17 protein-coding genes are annotated in these 16595 nt (G+C 40.8%); 5 read left to right on the top strand and 12 right to left on the bottom strand.

Annotated features, from left to right (window positions below; translation table 11 throughout):
• Positions 1-198: 198 nt before the first annotated feature.
• On the top strand, positions 199-900 hold the full coding sequence (locus E0F88_RS09160) for an MCP four helix bundle domain-containing protein (RefSeq protein ID WP_131957934.1): 702 nt from the start codon (positions 199-201) through the stop codon (positions 898-900).
• An 85-nt stretch (positions 901-985) separates the two neighbouring features.
• Here E0F88_RS09160 and E0F88_RS09155 read toward each other — a convergent pair whose 3' ends face one another.
• Positions 986-1540, bottom strand: coding sequence for a hypothetical protein (locus E0F88_RS09155; protein WP_131957933.1), 555 nt, complete (start codon positions 1538-1540; stop codon positions 986-988).
• Positions 1541-1762: 222 nt separating this feature from the next.
• Here E0F88_RS09155 and htpG point away from each other — a divergent pair, with 222 nt between their 5' ends.
• Positions 1763-3589, top strand: coding sequence for a molecular chaperone HtpG (htpG, locus tag E0F88_RS09150; protein WP_131957932.1), 1827 nt, complete (start codon positions 1763-1765; stop codon positions 3587-3589).
• A 70-nt stretch (positions 3590-3659) separates the two neighbouring features.
• Here the strand turns inward: htpG and E0F88_RS09145 are convergent, their stop codons facing one another.
• The 4 genes from E0F88_RS09145 to rho all read right to left on the bottom strand — a co-directional run bounded on the left by E0F88_RS09145 (position 3660) and on the right by rho (position 7643).
• On the bottom strand, positions 3660-4187 hold the full coding sequence (locus E0F88_RS09145; protein WP_131957931.1) for a helix-hairpin-helix domain-containing protein: 528 nt from the start codon (positions 4185-4187) through the stop codon (positions 3660-3662).
• 37 nt (positions 4188-4224) lie between these two features.
• A complete protein-coding gene (locus E0F88_RS09140) occupies positions 4225-4734 on the bottom strand; it encodes a helix-hairpin-helix domain-containing protein (RefSeq protein WP_131957930.1) in 510 nt (169 codons plus the stop codon).
• Between the two features lie 20 nt (positions 4735-4754).
• Positions 4755-5666, bottom strand: a complete 912-nt coding sequence (locus E0F88_RS09135) for an OmpA family protein (protein ID WP_131957929.1) — start codon at positions 5664-5666, stop codon at positions 4755-4757.
• Between the two features lie 165 nt (positions 5667-5831).
• A complete protein-coding gene (gene rho, locus E0F88_RS09130) occupies positions 5832-7643 on the bottom strand; it encodes a transcription termination factor Rho (protein ID WP_131957928.1) in 1812 nt (603 codons plus the stop codon).
• A gap of 452 nt (positions 7644-8095) precedes the next feature.
• On the opposite strand from rho, the gene E0F88_RS09125 reads away from it, so the two are divergent.
• Genes E0F88_RS09125 through lptC form a run of 3 tightly spaced genes read left to right on the top strand, consistent with a single transcriptional unit; the run spans position 8096 to position 10748 of the window.
• Positions 8096-8887, top strand: coding sequence for a type III pantothenate kinase (locus E0F88_RS09125; RefSeq protein WP_310589722.1), 792 nt, complete (start codon positions 8096-8098; stop codon positions 8885-8887).
• Entirely contained in the window at positions 8871-10169 is a 1299-nt protein-coding gene (bamG, locus tag E0F88_RS09120) for a BamG family beta-barrel-assembly machinery protein (protein ID WP_229213712.1), read from the top strand. Before E0F88_RS09125 ends, bamG begins: the two co-directional genes overlap by 17 nt.
• Before the next feature lie 15 nt (positions 10170-10184).
• Positions 10185-10748, top strand: coding sequence for an LPS export ABC transporter periplasmic protein LptC (gene lptC, locus E0F88_RS09115; protein WP_131957927.1), 564 nt, complete (start codon positions 10185-10187; stop codon positions 10746-10748).
• Here lptC and E0F88_RS09110 read toward each other — a convergent pair.
• From E0F88_RS09110 to coaBC, 7 genes are all read right to left on the bottom strand, one after another.
• Positions 10745-11200 (bottom strand): c-type cytochrome, encoded by a 456-nt coding sequence (locus E0F88_RS09110; RefSeq protein ID WP_131957926.1) that lies wholly within the window; start codon positions 11198-11200, stop codon positions 10745-10747. The genes lptC and E0F88_RS09110 overlap by 4 nt on opposite strands.
• Positions 11187-11849 carry an SCO family protein gene (locus E0F88_RS09105; RefSeq protein ID WP_131957925.1) on the bottom strand — a complete coding sequence of 221 codons (663 nt, stop codon included), beginning with the start codon at positions 11847-11849 and terminating at the stop codon, positions 11187-11189. Before E0F88_RS09105 ends, E0F88_RS09110 begins: the two co-directional genes overlap by 14 nt.
• A 2-nt stretch (positions 11850-11851) precedes the next feature.
• On the bottom strand, positions 11852-12286 hold the full coding sequence (locus E0F88_RS09100) for a viral A-type inclusion protein (RefSeq protein ID WP_131957924.1): 435 nt from the start codon (positions 12284-12286) through the stop codon (positions 11852-11854).
• A gap of 29 nt (positions 12287-12315) precedes the next feature.
• A complete protein-coding gene (gene recN, locus E0F88_RS09095) occupies positions 12316-13971 on the bottom strand; it encodes a DNA repair protein RecN (protein WP_131957923.1) in 1656 nt (551 codons plus the stop codon).
• Positions 13972-14090: 119 nt separating this feature from the next.
• Positions 14091-14327 carry a hypothetical protein gene (locus E0F88_RS09090; RefSeq protein WP_131957922.1) on the bottom strand — a complete coding sequence of 79 codons (237 nt, stop codon included), beginning with the start codon at positions 14325-14327 and terminating at the stop codon, positions 14091-14093.
• Positions 14328-14340: 13 nt separating this feature from the next.
• Positions 14341-15255 carry a type IX secretion system protein PorD gene (gene porD, locus E0F88_RS09085; RefSeq protein WP_229213711.1) on the bottom strand — a complete coding sequence of 305 codons (915 nt, stop codon included), beginning with the start codon at positions 15253-15255 and terminating at the stop codon, positions 14341-14343.
• Complete coding sequence (gene coaBC / locus E0F88_RS09080) at positions 15252-16460, bottom strand: bifunctional phosphopantothenoylcysteine decarboxylase/phosphopantothenate--cysteine ligase CoaBC (RefSeq protein ID WP_131957920.1); 1209 nt, start codon at positions 16458-16460, stop codon at positions 15252-15254. The genes porD and coaBC overlap by 4 nt, the downstream gene beginning before the upstream one ends.
• Positions 16461-16595: the final 135 nt, after the last annotated feature.

Below are 16595 nucleotides of genomic sequence, written 5' to 3'. Positions count from 1 at the left end.
TAAATACCCTGTTTTCGTAGCATTCTTTGCGTCGCTCGTTTGTTTAACAAAATTATACCAGATCGATTCACAAGCTCTATTACTAATATCTGCTTCTGATGCAGGGAGGTATTTTTGCTAGTTAAACATTGTTATTAAGAGATATAAATGTATTTTTATTATGTCCTTAAGTTTTCATCAGGATTTAAAGCAGACGTTATGAAATGGTCATTTATAATTAAAGAAAAGCTAAAAGCCGCTATTCTGTTAAGTGGGATTATGTTGCTGATAATCATCGGAACACTCATGACGCGAAGCAATATGAGTGGAATTGATAAATCTTTTTCCTCAATTTATCAGGACAGACTTCTTCCTGCAACAACAATCATCTACATGACCGAAAATTTATACGGAAAGCGGTTGTCACTGGAAAAATTTCTTTTGGCCGATGACAAAATAGCGCCGGAACAGATTGCAGTTAATCTTCAGATTCATAATGCAACAATCGATTCACTGGTTAATTCTTTTGAAAAAACGTATCTCGTAGATCAGGAGGCAAAAAGTCTTGCAGCTTTTAAAAACCGGATCCGGGAATACGTCCTTTTGGAAAAGATGATTGTCAATTTGCACACAAACGGTAATTCCGATGGCAGCAGGCAATTGTTTGAAGGGGCAGGAGCGAGTACCTTTCAAAGTACTATTCATCATCTAAATGAGCTGACTACCATCCAGTCAAACATCGGGAAAGAGCTCATGACTGAGTCAAAAAGCAATATGGCCAGTTTCGGGATGATTTCCTTTTTGCAGATTTCTCTAGCTGTGGTTATTGGGCTTATCATTCTGGTTTTTATTCAGAGCTCCAACATTATCAACAAACCGAAAATCAAACAGGACGAGGGATCTTACTTTAACCTGAATTAAAAAAGCTGCATGAGAGGTAAACTCCATGCAGCTGTATGCTATAAACTTAATACAGGTTACTTTGAACTCATTTCCTAAACGCACCCTAGTTCGTGCCAACTTTCCGGCCCTTCAAAGTCTCTCTCGAATTTTTAACCTGCTTCAAAAGATCCTTTTTAACGAAAAGTCTTGCTCCGCTTCCGCCCTGCAAATCGAATGTACGTTCCTTGTACTTAAATTTGTTGTTTGGCAGCACATCAAGAAAATAATTCTGACCGCTCAGATTGAACAACATTCCTTTTGTGTCCTGCTGCGTGTCATCCCAGGATACATTGATCGTTCCTGAACCTGTGCCCAAAGCGACGCCCGGCGTGAAAGGTAGAACATTAATAGTTTGAATACTCTTACCGTTGCTCATCGTAATCTGTCCTTCCGGATTTACTTTAATGTCGTTTGGATCAGATACTTCTCTGCGGATGTTAATTGCTTTATCATTAAAAAACTGAACTTTTTCCAATGGTATATTTGCCGATTCAAGATCGCGTCTCAAATCTTCGGTGAAAACCGTATAATTTGAAAGCGGAACGGAGTTCATTGTGGTGCATGCCGAAACTGCGGAAAGAAGTAATACGCCGGCAACGAGGTTTTTAACGAGATTCATATTTATTGGTATGGACTAATTTCGGTTTTTAGAATTAATAATTATCATCGCAAATTAACAAAATCGCTTTCAGTTACCAACAGAATCTAAAATTGATGATTTAGCGGCTGCTGACAATGTGTCAGCTGATGCGTTTTTGATTGCTAATGGAACGCAAATTTTCAAACCGTATTGCAAGGCGTAAATTAATTCTAAAATTTAAAATTAAAACAAGGAATAATTATGGAGACAGGGATTCAGGAAAAAGGAAATTTAAGTATACATACCGAGAATATATTTCCGATTATTAAAAAATTCCTTTACTCAGATCACGAAATCTTTTTAAGAGAGCTGGTTTCCAATGCTGTGGATGCTACTCAGAAACTGAAAAAGCTTACCTCATATGGTGAATTTGACGGAGAGCTGGGTGAGCTGAAAGTTACTGTGAAACTGGATAAGGATGCCAAAACGATTACCATTAGCGATAACGGTATCGGTATGACAGCTGACGAAATTAAAAAATACATCAACCAGATTGCCTTTTCCGGTGCAACTGAGTTTGTTGAAAAGTATAAGGATAAGGGAGATGAAGGCAAGATAATCGGAAACTTTGGTCTTGGTTTCTACTCTGCCTACATGGTGGCAGCCAATGTGGAGATCATCACAAAATCCTACAAGGAAGGCTCAGAAGCGGTTCGCTGGGAATGTGACGGTTCAACTGAATTTACGTTAACTTCTGCCGAAAAGGCGGAAAGAGGTTCTGATATCATTCTTCACATTGCAGAAGACTCAGAAGAATTTCTGGACGAACACCGTTTGAGAGGAATTCTTGAAAAGTATGGTAAGTTTCTGCCTGTTCAGATTGAGTTTGAAGATAAGATAATCAACAATCCAAATCCGATATGGACAAAAAATCCGTCAGATCTGACAGATGAAGATTACATTGCTTTTTACAAAGAGCTTTATCCGTTCAGTGAAGATCCGTTATTCTGGATTCATTTGAATGTAGATTATCCTTTCAACCTTACAGGAGTACTTTATTTTCCTAAACTGAAAAACGATTTTCAGGGACAGCGAGAAAAAATTCAGCTTTATAGTCGTCAGGTATTTATTACGGATGAAGTAAAGGATATCGTTCCGGATTTCCTTCAGTTACTTCATGGTGTGATCGATTCCCCGGATATTCCTTTGAACGTTTCAAGAAGTTATCTGCAGGCTGACGGAAACGTCAAAAAAATAAACGGATACATTACACGTAAGGTAGCTGATAAACTTTCAGAGATCTTTAAAAACGACCGTGAAGGGTTTGAAAAGAAATTTGATGACATCGGTCTGTTTGTAAAATATGGTATCATAAGTGATGACAAATTTTATGAAAAAGCGAAAGATTTTTGCCTGCTGAAAAACGTTGAAGGTAAATTCTTTACATTCAACGAGTATCGTGATTTCGTGAAAGAAAATCAGACTGACAAAAACGAAACGCAGGTTTGGTTGTATACCACGGACGAGAAAAAGCAGGATGCTTTTATTCAATCTGCTAAAAAACGTAGCTATGACGTTCTTTCTCTGACAAGCGTTATTGATTCACATTTTATCAACGCATTAGAGCAAAAGGTTGAAAAAACCAACGTGAAACGTGTTGATGCAGATACGCTGGATAAGCTGATTGAAAAAGATTTCAAGCTTGACAGTATCCTTTCCAAAGATGACGAGGAGAAAGCGAAGAAACTTTTCGAAGATATCGCTGGTACAAAAAGTGCCAATGTGTTGGTTGAGCCAATGCCGGTGGATGAGTTGCCGGTAGTAATAACGTTCCCCGAGTTTATGCGCCGGATGACAGACATGCAGGCATCTTCGGGACAGCGTTCTATGTTTGGCGATATGCCGTTGATGTATACGGTATCGCTTAATGCGAACCATCCTGTGATCGGCCGTATTCTTCAGACCGAGGATGAAGAAGGACAGAAAGCACTTGCAAAACAGGTTTACGACCTGGCTCTTCTTTCTCAGGGATTATTGACAGGAAGTGACCTGACACTATTTATACAAAGGTCAGTTACAACATTGTAATTAGGCTTAACCAAAACGGAAACCCCGCCTTTCTAAAGGAAGCGGGGTTTTTTGTGTAATATCCGTTTGTTTAGTCGACCTGACGCCCGGAAATAAGTATTAATTTAAGCTCCTCAAGTTCTTTCCATTTGCCTTCATTGGCGAGAGATGCCTGGCGCGGCCAGGTCGTTGGATCGTGAAGCTGGAAACGTGGGCCTGCTCCTTTAAGTATGGCGGCGATTCTGACGGGTGGCATGTTAGCCAGCCTCGAATAATTGTTGATCCCGTTTTTATTTAAGATCTCTTCAATCTTAGGGCCAATTCCCTCAATTACCTTTAAATCCTGACGAATACCTGCGTTAGGCTCTTCTACGGGATAAACCGTTCTTAATGCCCCTTTGTTGGCAACAGGTTTAGCTGCCAGTACCGGTTCAGGTAGAGCGCGACATTCTACCAATTCAATTTTTCGCTGGTCTACTTCTTCTTTTAAATTACGGATTCGGCTGTTCATGATTAGTCGGGCAAGAATATACCCGAGCAATGCTGCACCGGCCAGAATGATCACAATTTCAGTGATCGCTACCGGTTTGCTGTATGGACTTAGTTGCAGAAGTAACATATTTATATTTTTAGTGTGGTGAATAAATAGCATTCAACTATTCCCAGTGGCCTTTGTTTAATTCGTTTTGTAATTCTTTTAGCTGATCCCACATTTGATTTGCAGCCAGACTCGCCTGGTGCGGCCAGGTTTGCGGGTCATGTACCTGAAAACGGTTTCCCGACTTTTGAAGAATGGCTGTCAAATGTTCAGATGAGGCATCCTTTAATTGCTCAAAAGTAAAGATTCCTTCTGAATTAAGCAGCTCTTCTATTTTAGGGCCGATTCCTTCAATAATTTTGAGGTCATCTTTTTTTACAAAATCAATTGGATTAACTAAATTAACTGGTGCGGCTGATGTGCTGACTACGGTCTGAACAACAGGTCTCTTAATAGTTAAACACATTTCAAGATCGGCATTTAGTTTTCCGAGTTTTCTGTCAAGCTCTTTCTCTTTTTGTTTTGCACCGATATAACCGATGATATATCCAAGAATTGCAGCAACCAATACCATGACCACGTGCTGCCACAAAGCGTCTGGATTTTGAAGGGGATTTAGTGTGAACATAACGAATATGTGTTTTTTGGTTATTTAACGACAATAGCAACTCTCCGATTGGCACGTTTACCTTCCGGCGTAGCATTGGAAGCTTTTGGTTCTGACTCACCTTTTCCAAGTGTAAAAATCCTGTCGCCAGATATACCAAGCCTAATAAATTGGCTTTTTACTGCATTAGCCCGTTTTTGGGATAACATCAGGTTCCACTCAGCGCTGTCTTCGTCGTCTGTATGACCTGTGAGGATCAGTTTTTTATCCTTGTTTTCAGCCAGATATTTTTTTGCTTCTGAAATAAACAATCGATTCTGGTCGGTTTTGATATAATCGGCGCTTGCGGTAGGGAAATATAGATCGAGTGGCTTGAAGATGTTTTCATATTTCTGTTCATTTGCCAGATCCGTTTCTGTCAGAGGTGCTTTCGCAGTAACCGGTGCAGCATAATTCCCAAATGAAAAGTGAATACCTCCGTTTAGAGAATCCTTCGTGAAAACAAGTTTGTCGGATAGCTGACTTTCGAGAGAGATTAATGAATCGGCGATTCCATGTCCTGCTAACCACTTTTTGATACCGGTTGCTCTGGCTAATCCAAGGTCTGGAAAAGTAGTCGTATTGGTTTCCTGAGAGGAATAGTATCCTGTTACAGTGATCAACCTGTTCGGATTTGCAGTAAGATAAGAGGTTAATGAATCAAGCTGGCGCTGAACGGCCGTTTGACTTGCAACAATACCATTTCTGGCAAAAGAAAAATTGCCTTGTGATTCCAAATGCAGTGCGGAACTGTCTGAGATAATCAACGGTTCTGTCCGGGTTTCCGAAACGGAAACAGTGGGACCGAGCAAGTCGGCATCGCAAAGTTCTTTAATTTTACACACATGCCAATAGGCAGAGCCCGCTATCCAGGCGAGAAGCAGAATCCACCACAATGCTTTACTGTTAGACATATATAGATCAGGTTTAATTTTTGCTTTCTGACTTAAAATTAAAGTTTTGGTCACATAAATATAACTGCCTCTTTTACAACCTGCAACATGGAGGCTTAGAACTAAAAAAAGCAGTCTGATCTGAGTCAAACTGCTTTTTTTTAAGATAAAATATTTATCGAAGTATTACCTGTTCATCGAGATCAGGAATTCTTCATTATTACGCGTTCCTTTCATGTGTTCAAGCAGGAAATCCATTGATTCCATGGCGTTCATATCGGACATGTGTTTTCTTAAAATCCACACTTTTTTCAGTGTTTCTTTGTCAAGAAGTAAATCTTCACGACGGGTACCGGAAGCCATTACATCAATAGCAGGGAACACGCGTTTGTTGGAAAGTTTACGGTCAAGCTGTAATTCCATATTACCTGTACCTTTGAATTCTTCAAAGATGACTTCGTCCATTTTAGAACCTGTGTCAATCAGTGCAGTGGCGATGATCGTTAAGGAACCACCATGCTCTACATTTCTTGCTGCTCCGAAAAAACGTTTTGGTTTATGCAATGCGTTGGCATCAACACCACCTGAAAGAATTTTACCTGAAGATGGTACCACGGTATTATACGCACGGGCAAGACGGGTAATTGAGTCCAGCAAAATCACTACATCGTGACCACATTCAACCATTCTTTTTGCTTTTTCAAGAACAATGCTGGCAACTTTTACGTGGCGGTCCGCCTGCTCATCAAAAGTTGAAGCAATTACTTCGGCACGTACGCTGCGCTGCATATCTGTTACCTCTTCAGGACGTTCATCAATCAGAAGAATCAGAAGGAAAACCTCAGGATGGTTACGTGTAATCGCATTCGCAATTTCTTTAAGAAGAACCGTTTTACCTGTTTTTGGCTGTGCAACGATCATTCCGCGCTGACCTTTACCAATCGGTGCGAAAAGGTCAAGAATACGTGTAGAGTACTGATCTGGTCTTGAACTAAGCCTTAAACACTCGTCCGGAAATAAAGGAGTAAGATATTCAAACGGAATTCTGTCCCTGATTTCCTCAGTTGTTTTACCGTTTACGGTTTCAACGCGAAGTAAGGCAAAATATTTCTCTCCCTCCTTTGGCGGGCGTATTTGTCCTTTAACAGTATCTCCTGTTTTAAGGCCAAAAAGCTTAATTTGAGAAGGTGAAACATATATATCGTCAGGACTTGCCAGGTAATTATAGTCGGCGGAACGTAAAAAACCGTAACCTCCATCCTGCATAATTTCCAGAACACCTTCATTTACGATCAATCCGTCGAATTCACGAACGTAATTGTTGTAATTTCTTTTGATTTTTGAAGAAGGATCTTCACGAGGTGTTTGCTGCTGCGGCTGACGTTCGTTTGATTCCTGTTGCTGACGTACAGGTTTCTCGTCTGTATTATTGGTATTTTCCGTTGCTATGGCCGGTGTATTTTCTTCCTGCTCGTTTGAAGGCTCCTGTGCATTAGCCGCAGGAGAAGCTGGTTCTTCTTTTCCAAGATCATTTAAAGTATCATTTTCTGAATCAACTTCGGGAGTGATCTCTACATTTCTTGTTCTGTTTTCCGTTCTTGCAGGTGCACTTTTTGTGACAGGCTGAGCAGCAGAATTATCAGCATCTGCGGCTTGTTCAGTTTTAGGCTGATTGTCAAAAAGAGGTGCGGAAGAAGAAAAAGGACTTTCTTTTCTTGATTTGGCAGAGCGGTTTCCTAATGGTTTGTTGGAACTTACCGGCGACTCGTTGGGCAGTGTACGACGAGCTCTTTTTTTCTTAGGTTCGTCATCGTCAGACTCCGCCTCTGTAACATTAACGGTTTCTTTAGCGACTGGTTTAGCAGCTTCCTGTTGAGCCAGGATTCTGTTAACAATTTCCTTTTTAGGTAGCTTGGCGTAATCAGCGACACCAACGTTTCCCGCAATTTCTTTGAGCTCTGATAAAAGCTTAAGGTTCAATTCATCAATTGTAAGCATACAGAAAATATAAGGTAAAGCTTGCTTCACCTATTGGATAATGAGTTTGTGAATGTAAATGGACTAAATACGAGAACATATGCCTCGTGGTCGCGTGATGATCATTGGTGTGTTAACATATATTTTGTGAAAGCCGTAGTAGAAGACCTTACAAATCGAAAAACTTGATGGATTAACTTTGAAAAGTTTGCAATTTAATACTAGAATGAAGTACAGAAATATTTGGTAAGGATTCAAAAACCTTGATAACGTTGAAAGCTATCGGGAGATGGATAACAAAACTTCGGAAATCAGGGCGGGGATTAATGGTAGCGAAGGTAAAGTAATATTTTTTGAAATCCAAAACCTTTTCCTAAAATAAATGAAAATATTATTGGGCATTAACAGAGCACGGAATTGATCTCATAAAAGTCATTATTTCAGTGTTAAAACGCTTATTTAACATTATTTAAATGCATATCCTGTCAGAGTTTTACTTCATGTTAGCTTTTGTCCCCAGAAAATGGGACTTTTGCACAATTATGAATATCGCTGTTGATTCAGGAAACACATATGCGAAGATCGGCTGGTTCGAAAAGGACGAATTAATCCGGTTTCAAACCCGGTTACTTTGGGGTGATTTGGTTCAGGAAATAAGGCAGGAAATGCCGGATCAGATCATTTTTTCATCGGTTGCCAATCGTGTGGAAGATTTTCGTGAGTCACTTGGGGGGGAAGTAAATATCCTTGATTTGTCACCTAAAACGCCGGTTCCGATAAAAAAGGAATACAAGACACCGGAAACGCTCGGAGCGGACAGGGTTGCGGCTGCGGTAGGAGCGAACTGGCTTTTTCCGGACGAGGATTTGGTAGTAATCGATATGGGTACTTGCATCACTTATGATTTTATTGACAAGTCAGGAAGTTTTGAAGGAGGAATAATTACTCCTGGTGTAAAAATGCGATTTTCGGCATTGCATACGTTTACTAAACGTCTGCCGTTATTCGAGCCGGTAGCCATTCCGGATTTGATCGGAAAAAGCACGCAGGAAGCAATTGAAAGTGGAGTGATGAATGGAGTGCTTGCTGAAATAGAAGGAATAATAAATCAATACCGTCACATATCGCCTTCGTTGCGCGTAGTGTTATGTGGCGGAGATATTTCATTTTTTGAAAGTACCCTTAAACCGTCAATATTTGCGGTCCCCGAATTAGTTTTAATAGGATTGAACAGAATTTTAAGATATAATGTCGCTTTACAATAGAATTGGAGTACTCGCAGTAGCAATAACATTGAGTTGTAATTGTTTAATCCTGTCAAATGCTAATGCCCAGGGCCTTGGTAACTCACCTTACTCCTCACTGGGCATGGGAGAGTTTTACGGAGATGCCTATTCGGACAATGCCGGAATGGGACAGTCGGGTGTAAGTACCGGAAATGGTTTTCAGATCAATAACCTCAATCCCGCTTTGTGGACAAGAAACAGGTTTACAACACTTGATATCGGTATTATCGGTCAGTACAAAGATATTGTATCAGGAAACAAACAGCAGCAGACTGCCGGTGCCAACCTGGCTTATGTTTCTCTTGCGTTTCCGGTTAGCAGAAGATGGACTTTGGGCGCCAGCTTAAAGCCATATAGTTTTATTGATTTTGAAAACACCTCTGCACGGAATATTCCCGGCACTCCAAATAGCGCTGTTTATTACAATAGTGGCAAAGGAGGAATAAATAAAGCTTCGATTACCAATGCCTATCAAATCGGAAGGTATGTAAGCCTGGGTCTTGAGAGTTCGTATTTTTTTGGCAATATCCGCAGAGCATCTGAGGTTCTTATACCACTGGATGTTAATGGTTCGGATTACCTGGTTGGTATTAATGACCGTACAACCTATTCGGATTTTGCTTTTAAAGGAGGCGCAGCAGTTAGAATTCCTATCAAAAAAGATAACAAGCTTGATCTGAACCTGGGTGGGTCATACAGTTTTAAAACACGGATTAACGGAAATCAAACCAGTACACTTGAATTAACCCAAAATACATTTGTAGTAGGGAATTCGGATACTTTAACGAATAATTTAAGCAGTACACTTACGGTACCTCAGCAATATCAGGTAGGTATGAGTCTTGAATGGCCGTTCAAGCTGATCCTATCAGCAGATTACAGCCATCAGTCATGGTCTCAGTATCGTGGATTTAATACTTCTTCAAATGATGGTCTGACGAACACGAGCCGGATACATTTGGGAGTAGAATATCAGCCCCGTTTTTTGTCACTGAATTACTTTGACAGAGTTCGTTACCGTGTAGGATTCAGTCATGGAAATACGCCTTATGTTGTGAATAACCGGGATGTGAAAGACACAAACGTAAGTTTAGGTTTTACCTTTCCGATGGGACGCGGCTACCAGAACTTTATTTCCCTGGCCTTTATTGGCGGACAGCGCGGAGCAACCGGCTCGGGTATGATACGCGAACGTTACGGTCGAGCCGTGCTGGGTATTACATTGCTTGACAGGTGGTTTGAGAAACAAAAGCTCAATTAAGTTAATGCCTTCGATATGCAGTCTGCAGCACAACCTTTAAAGCTTCCGCGCATTTACGGCTGTATAGTTATTTTGCTGCTATTCACTATTATTTTGCCTTCGTGCGAAAAGGACAGGAACAAAATAGGAGCAGCGTATGAGGGACCTATTGAGATAGTTAACGACGTTGAGATTAAATACAGCGAGCAAGGAGTTCAAAAGGTTCAGATGCTTACCAGAGAATCGCTGACTTATAGCAATCAGAATAAAATTTTTCCGGATACCATTAATATAAATTTCTTTGATCCTATAACAGGAACTATTGAAACACGGTTACGTGCTGATTCTGGCAGGTATGATCAGGCTACAAATGTTTACATCGTAAAAGGCCATGTACGTGTGGTTAAGCCGGACCAAATACTTACCACCACTGAATTAAGCTGGAATCCCGGAACAAAGAAAGTATTTACAGACAAGCCTCTCACAATTAAAAATCTTGGTAAATCCGAATTCATCAAGGCGGTCGGAATGGATGCCGAACAGGATTTTACAAGAATAAAACTTAGACAAGGAAAAGGAATTATTTCAGGAGCGCCCTAATCTACTGCTGCGCACTGTTGCAATGATTTGCTCACCAGATCAATTGAGGTCAGTGTACTGTCGGCACTCCATTTCATACTTACATAAGTAATAATTTCAGCAATTTCGAGCTCAGTTAGTTTGGAGTTTGCAGGCATGGGTCGGCTGAATTTTTTGCCAGCCACCACTATAGTGTCCTTCATTCCATTTTTTATGATACAGGCAAACAGCGCTTTGTCTTTTATCGACGCAGATCCTGAAAGCGGAGGATAGAGGTTCGCCATTCCTTTTCCGTCTGTCTGATGGCAATTGGCACAATTAGTCGTATATAACTGAAATCCTTCGGCAAAGTACTGTTCTGTTTTGAGCTCCTGCGCATTTTGGCAGGATGAAATGAGGATTGTGACAAATAGAAAACAGTATTTAGGAAGGTGAATCTGATATATTCCGGAAGGGCGGTTATTTATATTCATCAAGAAGGATCTCTATGTCTGCAATTAACTTTTTAGTGCCTTCTTCTGTGGTTCCGTCATAAATACCGCGGACATGTTTGGCTTTATCCACAAGAATAAAAGCTCCGCTGTGTAAAAAACCGCCGTCTGCACTTTTATCTTCTTTGGCAACCACCATATAATTTTTCAAACCGATCTCGTAAGTCTTTTCTTTTGGACCGGTTAAAAACTGCCACTGACTGCCGGTTACGCCAAGATCTTTGGCAAATTTATTTAGTACCTGTGGCGTATCATGCTCAGGATCAATGGTGTGAGAAAGTATCATTACATCCTTGTTACCTTTAAATTTTTCATAAACTTTAAGCATCTGTCTTTTCATCACAGGACAAATAGTGGGACAAGTGGTGAAAAAGAAATCGGCCACGTAGATTTTATCTTTGACAATATTTTCGGTAATGGTGTCACCATCCTGATTTGCAAAAGAGAATGCCGGAATTTGGTTATATATAGTGTCCGTGATTTCTTTGCCATCAACTGTTTTTGTTGTCCAGTCGCGTTCTCCCAAGATGGGAAGTTTTTTTTCAGCGGAATTACATGCTGACAGAATGACTACTGACAGTAAGGTAAAGATAAAAGACTTATAAAATTCTTCTTGTTTTATTCGGTTCATGATTAGTTTTCCAAAAACGATTTTGCTTCGTTAATGCTTTTTATTGTGATCTGTTTTACTTCTTCAATTTTCTTTTGTTGGGCTTCAAAGTAAGCAATTGCCTCCTCCGGTTTAAGTTTTTTTGCCGAATCACCCCGGTACTCGTTCATCCAGCCCATCATAAGCTTGTCCGATTCATTTAATTTCTGATTCAGGTCTGTGGCTTTGATGCGTTCTTCGGCAATGTTGTTTCCGCTGATGCCCTCGTTTTGCAGACTATCCATCTGAACGATCTTTTTTGAAAGCTTCATTTTCAGAGACATAATCTCGTCCATGCGCGGCATGATTTCATCATGAACACCCAGTACTTTTCCTTCCAGTTCCAGAACTTTTTCTTTGTCCTGACTGCATGCCAGCATTATTGCTGCTAAACCTAAAACCGGGATATAATTTTTCATATGGAGGTATTTTTTTTATTTAAAACTTATTAATTATTCAGAATCATTTCCCGCGCGTTGTGAATAACCGACTCGGAAGGATTATGCCCGCCAATCATCTGCGCAATTTCCATTACCCTTTCATCGGAGGAAAGTTTCTTGATTTTACTTACCGTTCTTTCGGATGAATGATCTTTATAAACGAAGTAATGTGCATTTCCGCTGCTTGCGATTTGGTGCAAATGGGTTATGGCTATAATCTGGTGATTTGATGACATGTTGTGCATCATCCGGGCCATTTTTTTTGCAATCTCACCGGAAACACCCGTATCAATTTCATCAAAAATGATGGTTGGAAGCTTTCGTTTGTCTGCCAGAATGTATTTTATTACCATCATAAGCCTAGAAAATTCACCGCCCGAAGCTACCTGTTTCAACTCCTGAGGAGAAATTCCTTTGTTACCGCTAAACAGGAAAATAACTGAGTCAATTCCGTTAGGAGATGGTGTTATTTCAGAAATACGGATTGAAAAGGTCGCATTTGGTATACCCAATTCAATTAATCGTTCAAGAATCAGTTTTTCTATTTGTTTGGTAACCTGCTGTCTTCTAGCCGACAATTTCTGAGCACTTTTCAGCATTGATTCCCTTGTTTTTTCTGCCAGTTTCTGAGCCTTGATAAGGTCCTCATCCAGGTTTAAAACTGTATTAAGTTTTTCTCCCAGCATATTTTCTATACGGAGAAGTTCGTCAACATGATTAACCTGATGTTTTTTTAACAGCAAATAAATCAGATCAAGCCTTTCCCGTACAATTTCTGTCCTGGTATGATCAAGTTCTACGGTCGCATTTACGCCATCTATTTCATCCGCCAGATCGCGAAGTTCAATCAGAGAACTTTGTGCCCGCAGCCTGAGTGAGTCATAAGCTGGTACCATCCGAGAAGCCTGGGCAAGAGCACCGACTGCGTTTTTAAGTAAATCCAGTATCGAGCCCTCCGGATTGTCGAGATAGGTATGTGCCAGTTGAAGTCGTTCGCGAATCTCAACTGCATTTTCAAGAATGGTTATTTCCTGCTCGAGATTCTCCTGCTCTCCGGATTGCAGGCTGGCGTTGTTCAGTTCCTGGTATAGAAACTGGTCGAAGTCAAATTCTCTGCGTAACTGTGCAGCGTTTTTTTGCAATCCTTCGAGGGACCTGACTGCATTTTTATATTCCTGAAAACGTAATTGATAATCCTGAAGAAGCTCTGTATTTCCTGCAAACGAATCCACTACCTGAAGCTGAAATTCATTGGTTCCCAACATAATAGAATCGTGCTGCGAATGAATATCCAGCAGCTGACTGCTTATTTTTCGAAGCGTTTCAAGGTTAACCGGGGTGTCGTTAATAAACGCGCGTGATTTTCCTGCCACCGATATTTCCCTTCTTACAATACATTCATCGGAAAAATCCAGATTTTCTTCGTCGAAATTGGGCTCCATATCGTAGCCGGCCAGGTTAAAACTTCCTTCAATGATGCACTTTTCAGTTGGATCATAAAGTGATTTTGCGTCTGCCCGGTTTCCCAAAAGAAGCCCGATTGCACCAAGCATAATGGATTTACCTGCGCCTGTTTCACCAGTGATGATGTTCAAGCCGGGATCAGGAGACATTTCCAATTGCTTGATTAAAGCGTAGTTTTTGATCAGTAGATTAGAAAGCATTTCTTGTAAATCAGTTGGCTGAAGAAATAACCAGGCTGTTTGCAGCTAACAGGTTAAACAATCTTTTCTCCGTTACGAATATAGCTATGATATGAACAAATAAGAAATCAGCAATAGTTCTAATTGGCTTTAACCACGCTAAACATATCATAAACTATTTCGTAAAGATCAGAAAGTTCCAGCTGATGTATGTGACTTCGTGTGTCGGAAAGAACAAGAAACCGGGGTTCAATTGAAACCAATTTTCCAAAGTAAGTCCTGTCATCATTTAAAATGACGTTGAGCTCTGTTCCGGCCATTCCTGTCAGTTTCAGGAAGGCGTCATTAGGATTTATACGGATAAGACGTTTACTCATGGTTGATCACCAGCTATTGGGAAAGCCGCTGGTACACTTGTGTTTTAGAAGGGTCCATGCTTACAAGCAGTGTGTAGGCCTGCTTCTTCTGTTCGGGTGTAGCCTCAATAAGTATACGGTACAATTCATCTGATTTTGCATCAAAAAATGAGTTGATCACGATACTTGCAGGACGAAGCTGGGATACTTCTTTAACTGTGTTCAAAACAGACATGACTTTCGCTCTGGTTTCAACAGGATTTTGCGTTGCCACGTCAAGTCCCAATCGATAGTAAGTGTACATTCCCTCGCGGAACGGGGTAAACTGCTGGCTCATCAGGTTTTCTACAAGAGCATAGCGGTTACGGGCATCGTTGGTCATGTCCCAAGCCCGCTTGTTCGGAGATGCGTTTCGTGCCTGATTGGCAATATTAAATGCTTTCTGGAGATAAGGACTGCCGCCCAGTTTGCTAAACGAATCGTAATCAAAAGTAAGAGCTATGTACGCATAAAAGGCAAGTGAGTAGGGTAGCTCATCGGTGAAACTGCTTTCATTGAAATACAGCTGTGTACTGGGCAGATAACTGAATGAAAAGTTTTTATCAACGAAAGTAAACAAAACAGTCTCGTAATTTGAATTAAAAACCGGGCGTGAAACTACGAGCTGGGCATTCCCTTCATAGTTTCCCTGAGCTACGGATCTTGTCAGGTTGACATTCAGTTTACATTTTATTTTTTCTTCTTTTGCAAAAGCATCATCCGACCAGCGGGTGTTATTCAAAAAATCATTCATGTAAGTCTGAAGCTGCGTCATCGACTGAGGGTCCGTTTTTTGTTGTGCAAACAGCTGTTCGGAGTTGACTGTAACACTAAATTGAAGCGCCTGTCCGAAGGCTGCATTGGCACTAAAAACGATTACGTAACCCAGAACTGATAATATCTTTTTCATATGATACGCCATCTGTTTAACACAATCCCCAGAATATCCTGAGCAACTGCATCTTTAGATTTTAAAGGGAAGTGGCTTATTTTCTTTTCTTTATCAATAACGGAAATTTTGTTGGTATCGTGCGCGAAACCTGCACCGGTGTCGTTCAACGAATTGACAACAATATAATCCAGATTTTTACCGTCCAGTTTATCGGCTGCATGCTCCAGCTCATTTTCTGTTTCCAGTGCAAAACCGATAACCAATTGGTCTTCACGTTTCATTTTGCCAAGTGTTCTTGCTATGTCAATTGTTTTTGTTAATTCCAGAGACATATTCAAACCTTGCTTTTTGATCTTTTGTGTGGCTACATGAGCCGGAGTGTAGTCTGCAACGGCCGCGGAAAAAATAATCAGCTCGTTTTGTTCAAAATGTTCCTCGGTGACGTTAAGCATTTCCCGCGCTGTTTCGACACGAAATACCTGAATGCTGCTATCCTGAATTTTTAGATTTGTAGGACCGCTGATTAGCGTTACCTGCGCTCCCGCCATGGCAAACGCATGCGCAAGTGCATATCCCATTTTACCCGAAGAATGATTACTTATAAACCTGACCGGATCAATAGGTTCAATTGTTGGCCCCGCCGTTATCAGTACGCGCCTGCCCTTTGCAAAAACAGAATGGGCAAAATGTTTTTGCAATTGATAAATAATAGCTTCCGGTTCGGCCAGTCGTCCTTCACCTACCAGACCGCTGGCCAATTCTCCATATTCAGCTGCGATCAGAATATTTCCGTAGCTGGATAAAGTTTTGATGTTATGAAGCGTCGAAGGATGTTTGTACATGTCTACATCCATGGCCGGTGCAAAAAATACAGGACACCGGGCAGAAAGGTAAATGGCAGTTAGTAAGTCGTCAGCCAGTCCAGAGGAAAGTTTTGAAAGGGTTTTGGCGGTTGCTGGCGCAATGACAATGGCATCAGCCCAAAGACCAAGCTCAACATGATTGTTCCATTCGCCGTTTTGCCCGTTTGTAAAAGAAGTAAAAACAGGCCGTTTGGAAAGCGTGGAGAGCGTTAAGGGTGTAATAAATTCCGTTGCCGATTCGGTCATAACAACCTGTACTTCGGCTCCTTCCTTAACCAAAAGTCTGACGAGAAGAGCAGACTTGTATGCTGAAATACTTCCGGTTACACCCAGAAGTAACTTTTTGCCTTTGAGATTCAATCTTTTAAGTGCGGTGCACAATTTAAGTCTGACAATATGAGCATTCAAATCTAACGCAAAATCACGAAAAAAAAGAAGGCCTGCACTTGGTCAATAAAAAACCAGCCGTATAAACAAAATGAATTATTTATACGG

Source organism: Dyadobacter psychrotolerans (assembly GCF_004349265.1).
Classification (GTDB): Bacteria; Bacteroidota; Bacteroidia; order Cytophagales; family Spirosomataceae; genus Dyadobacter; species Dyadobacter psychrotolerans.
This window is presented reverse-complemented; position numbering and strand designations above follow the sequence as displayed.

What these genes read in the sequence shown, in the direction of transcription:
- E0F88_RS09160 (WP_131957934.1), top strand. Translation starts at nt 199, where the DNA reads ATGAAATGGTCATTTATAATTAAAGAAAAGCTAAAAGCCGCTATTCTG.
- E0F88_RS09155 (WP_131957933.1), bottom strand. Translation starts at nt 1,540, where the DNA reads ATGAATCTCGTTAAAAACCTCGTTGCCGGCGTATTACTTCTTTCCGCA.
- htpG (WP_131957932.1), top strand. Translation starts at nt 1,763, where the DNA reads ATGGAGACAGGGATTCAGGAAAAAGGAAATTTAAGTATACATACCGAG.
- E0F88_RS09145 (WP_131957931.1), bottom strand. Translation starts at nt 4,187, where the DNA reads ATGTTACTTCTGCAACTAAGTCCATACAGCAAACCGGTAGCGATCACT.
- E0F88_RS09140 (WP_131957930.1), bottom strand. Translation starts at nt 4,734, where the DNA reads ATGTTCACACTAAATCCCCTTCAAAATCCAGACGCTTTGTGGCAGCAC.
- E0F88_RS09135 (WP_131957929.1), bottom strand. Translation starts at nt 5,666, where the DNA reads ATGTCTAACAGTAAAGCATTGTGGTGGATTCTGCTTCTCGCCTGGATA.
- rho (WP_131957928.1), bottom strand. Translation starts at nt 7,643, where the DNA reads ATGCTTACAATTGATGAATTGAACCTTAAGCTTTTATCAGAGCTCAAA.
- E0F88_RS09125 (WP_310589722.1), top strand. Translation starts at nt 8,096, where the DNA reads ATGCATATCCTGTCAGAGTTTTACTTCATGTTAGCTTTTGTCCCCAGA.
- bamG (WP_229213712.1), top strand. Translation starts at nt 8,871, where the DNA reads ATGTCGCTTTACAATAGAATTGGAGTACTCGCAGTAGCAATAACATTG.
- lptC (WP_131957927.1), top strand. Translation starts at nt 10,185, where the DNA reads ATGCAGTCTGCAGCACAACCTTTAAAGCTTCCGCGCATTTACGGCTGT.
- E0F88_RS09110 (WP_131957926.1), bottom strand. Translation starts at nt 11,200, where the DNA reads ATGAATATAAATAACCGCCCTTCCGGAATATATCAGATTCACCTTCCT.
- E0F88_RS09105 (WP_131957925.1), bottom strand. Translation starts at nt 11,849, where the DNA reads ATGAACCGAATAAAACAAGAAGAATTTTATAAGTCTTTTATCTTTACC.
- E0F88_RS09100 (WP_131957924.1), bottom strand. Translation starts at nt 12,286, where the DNA reads ATGAAAAATTATATCCCGGTTTTAGGTTTAGCAGCAATAATGCTGGCA.
- recN (WP_131957923.1), bottom strand. Translation starts at nt 13,971, where the DNA reads ATGCTTTCTAATCTACTGATCAAAAACTACGCTTTAATCAAGCAATTG.
- E0F88_RS09090 (WP_131957922.1), bottom strand. Translation starts at nt 14,327, where the DNA reads ATGAGTAAACGTCTTATCCGTATAAATCCTAATGACGCCTTCCTGAAA.
- porD (WP_229213711.1), bottom strand. Translation starts at nt 15,255, where the DNA reads ATGAAAAAGATATTATCAGTTCTGGGTTACGTAATCGTTTTTAGTGCC.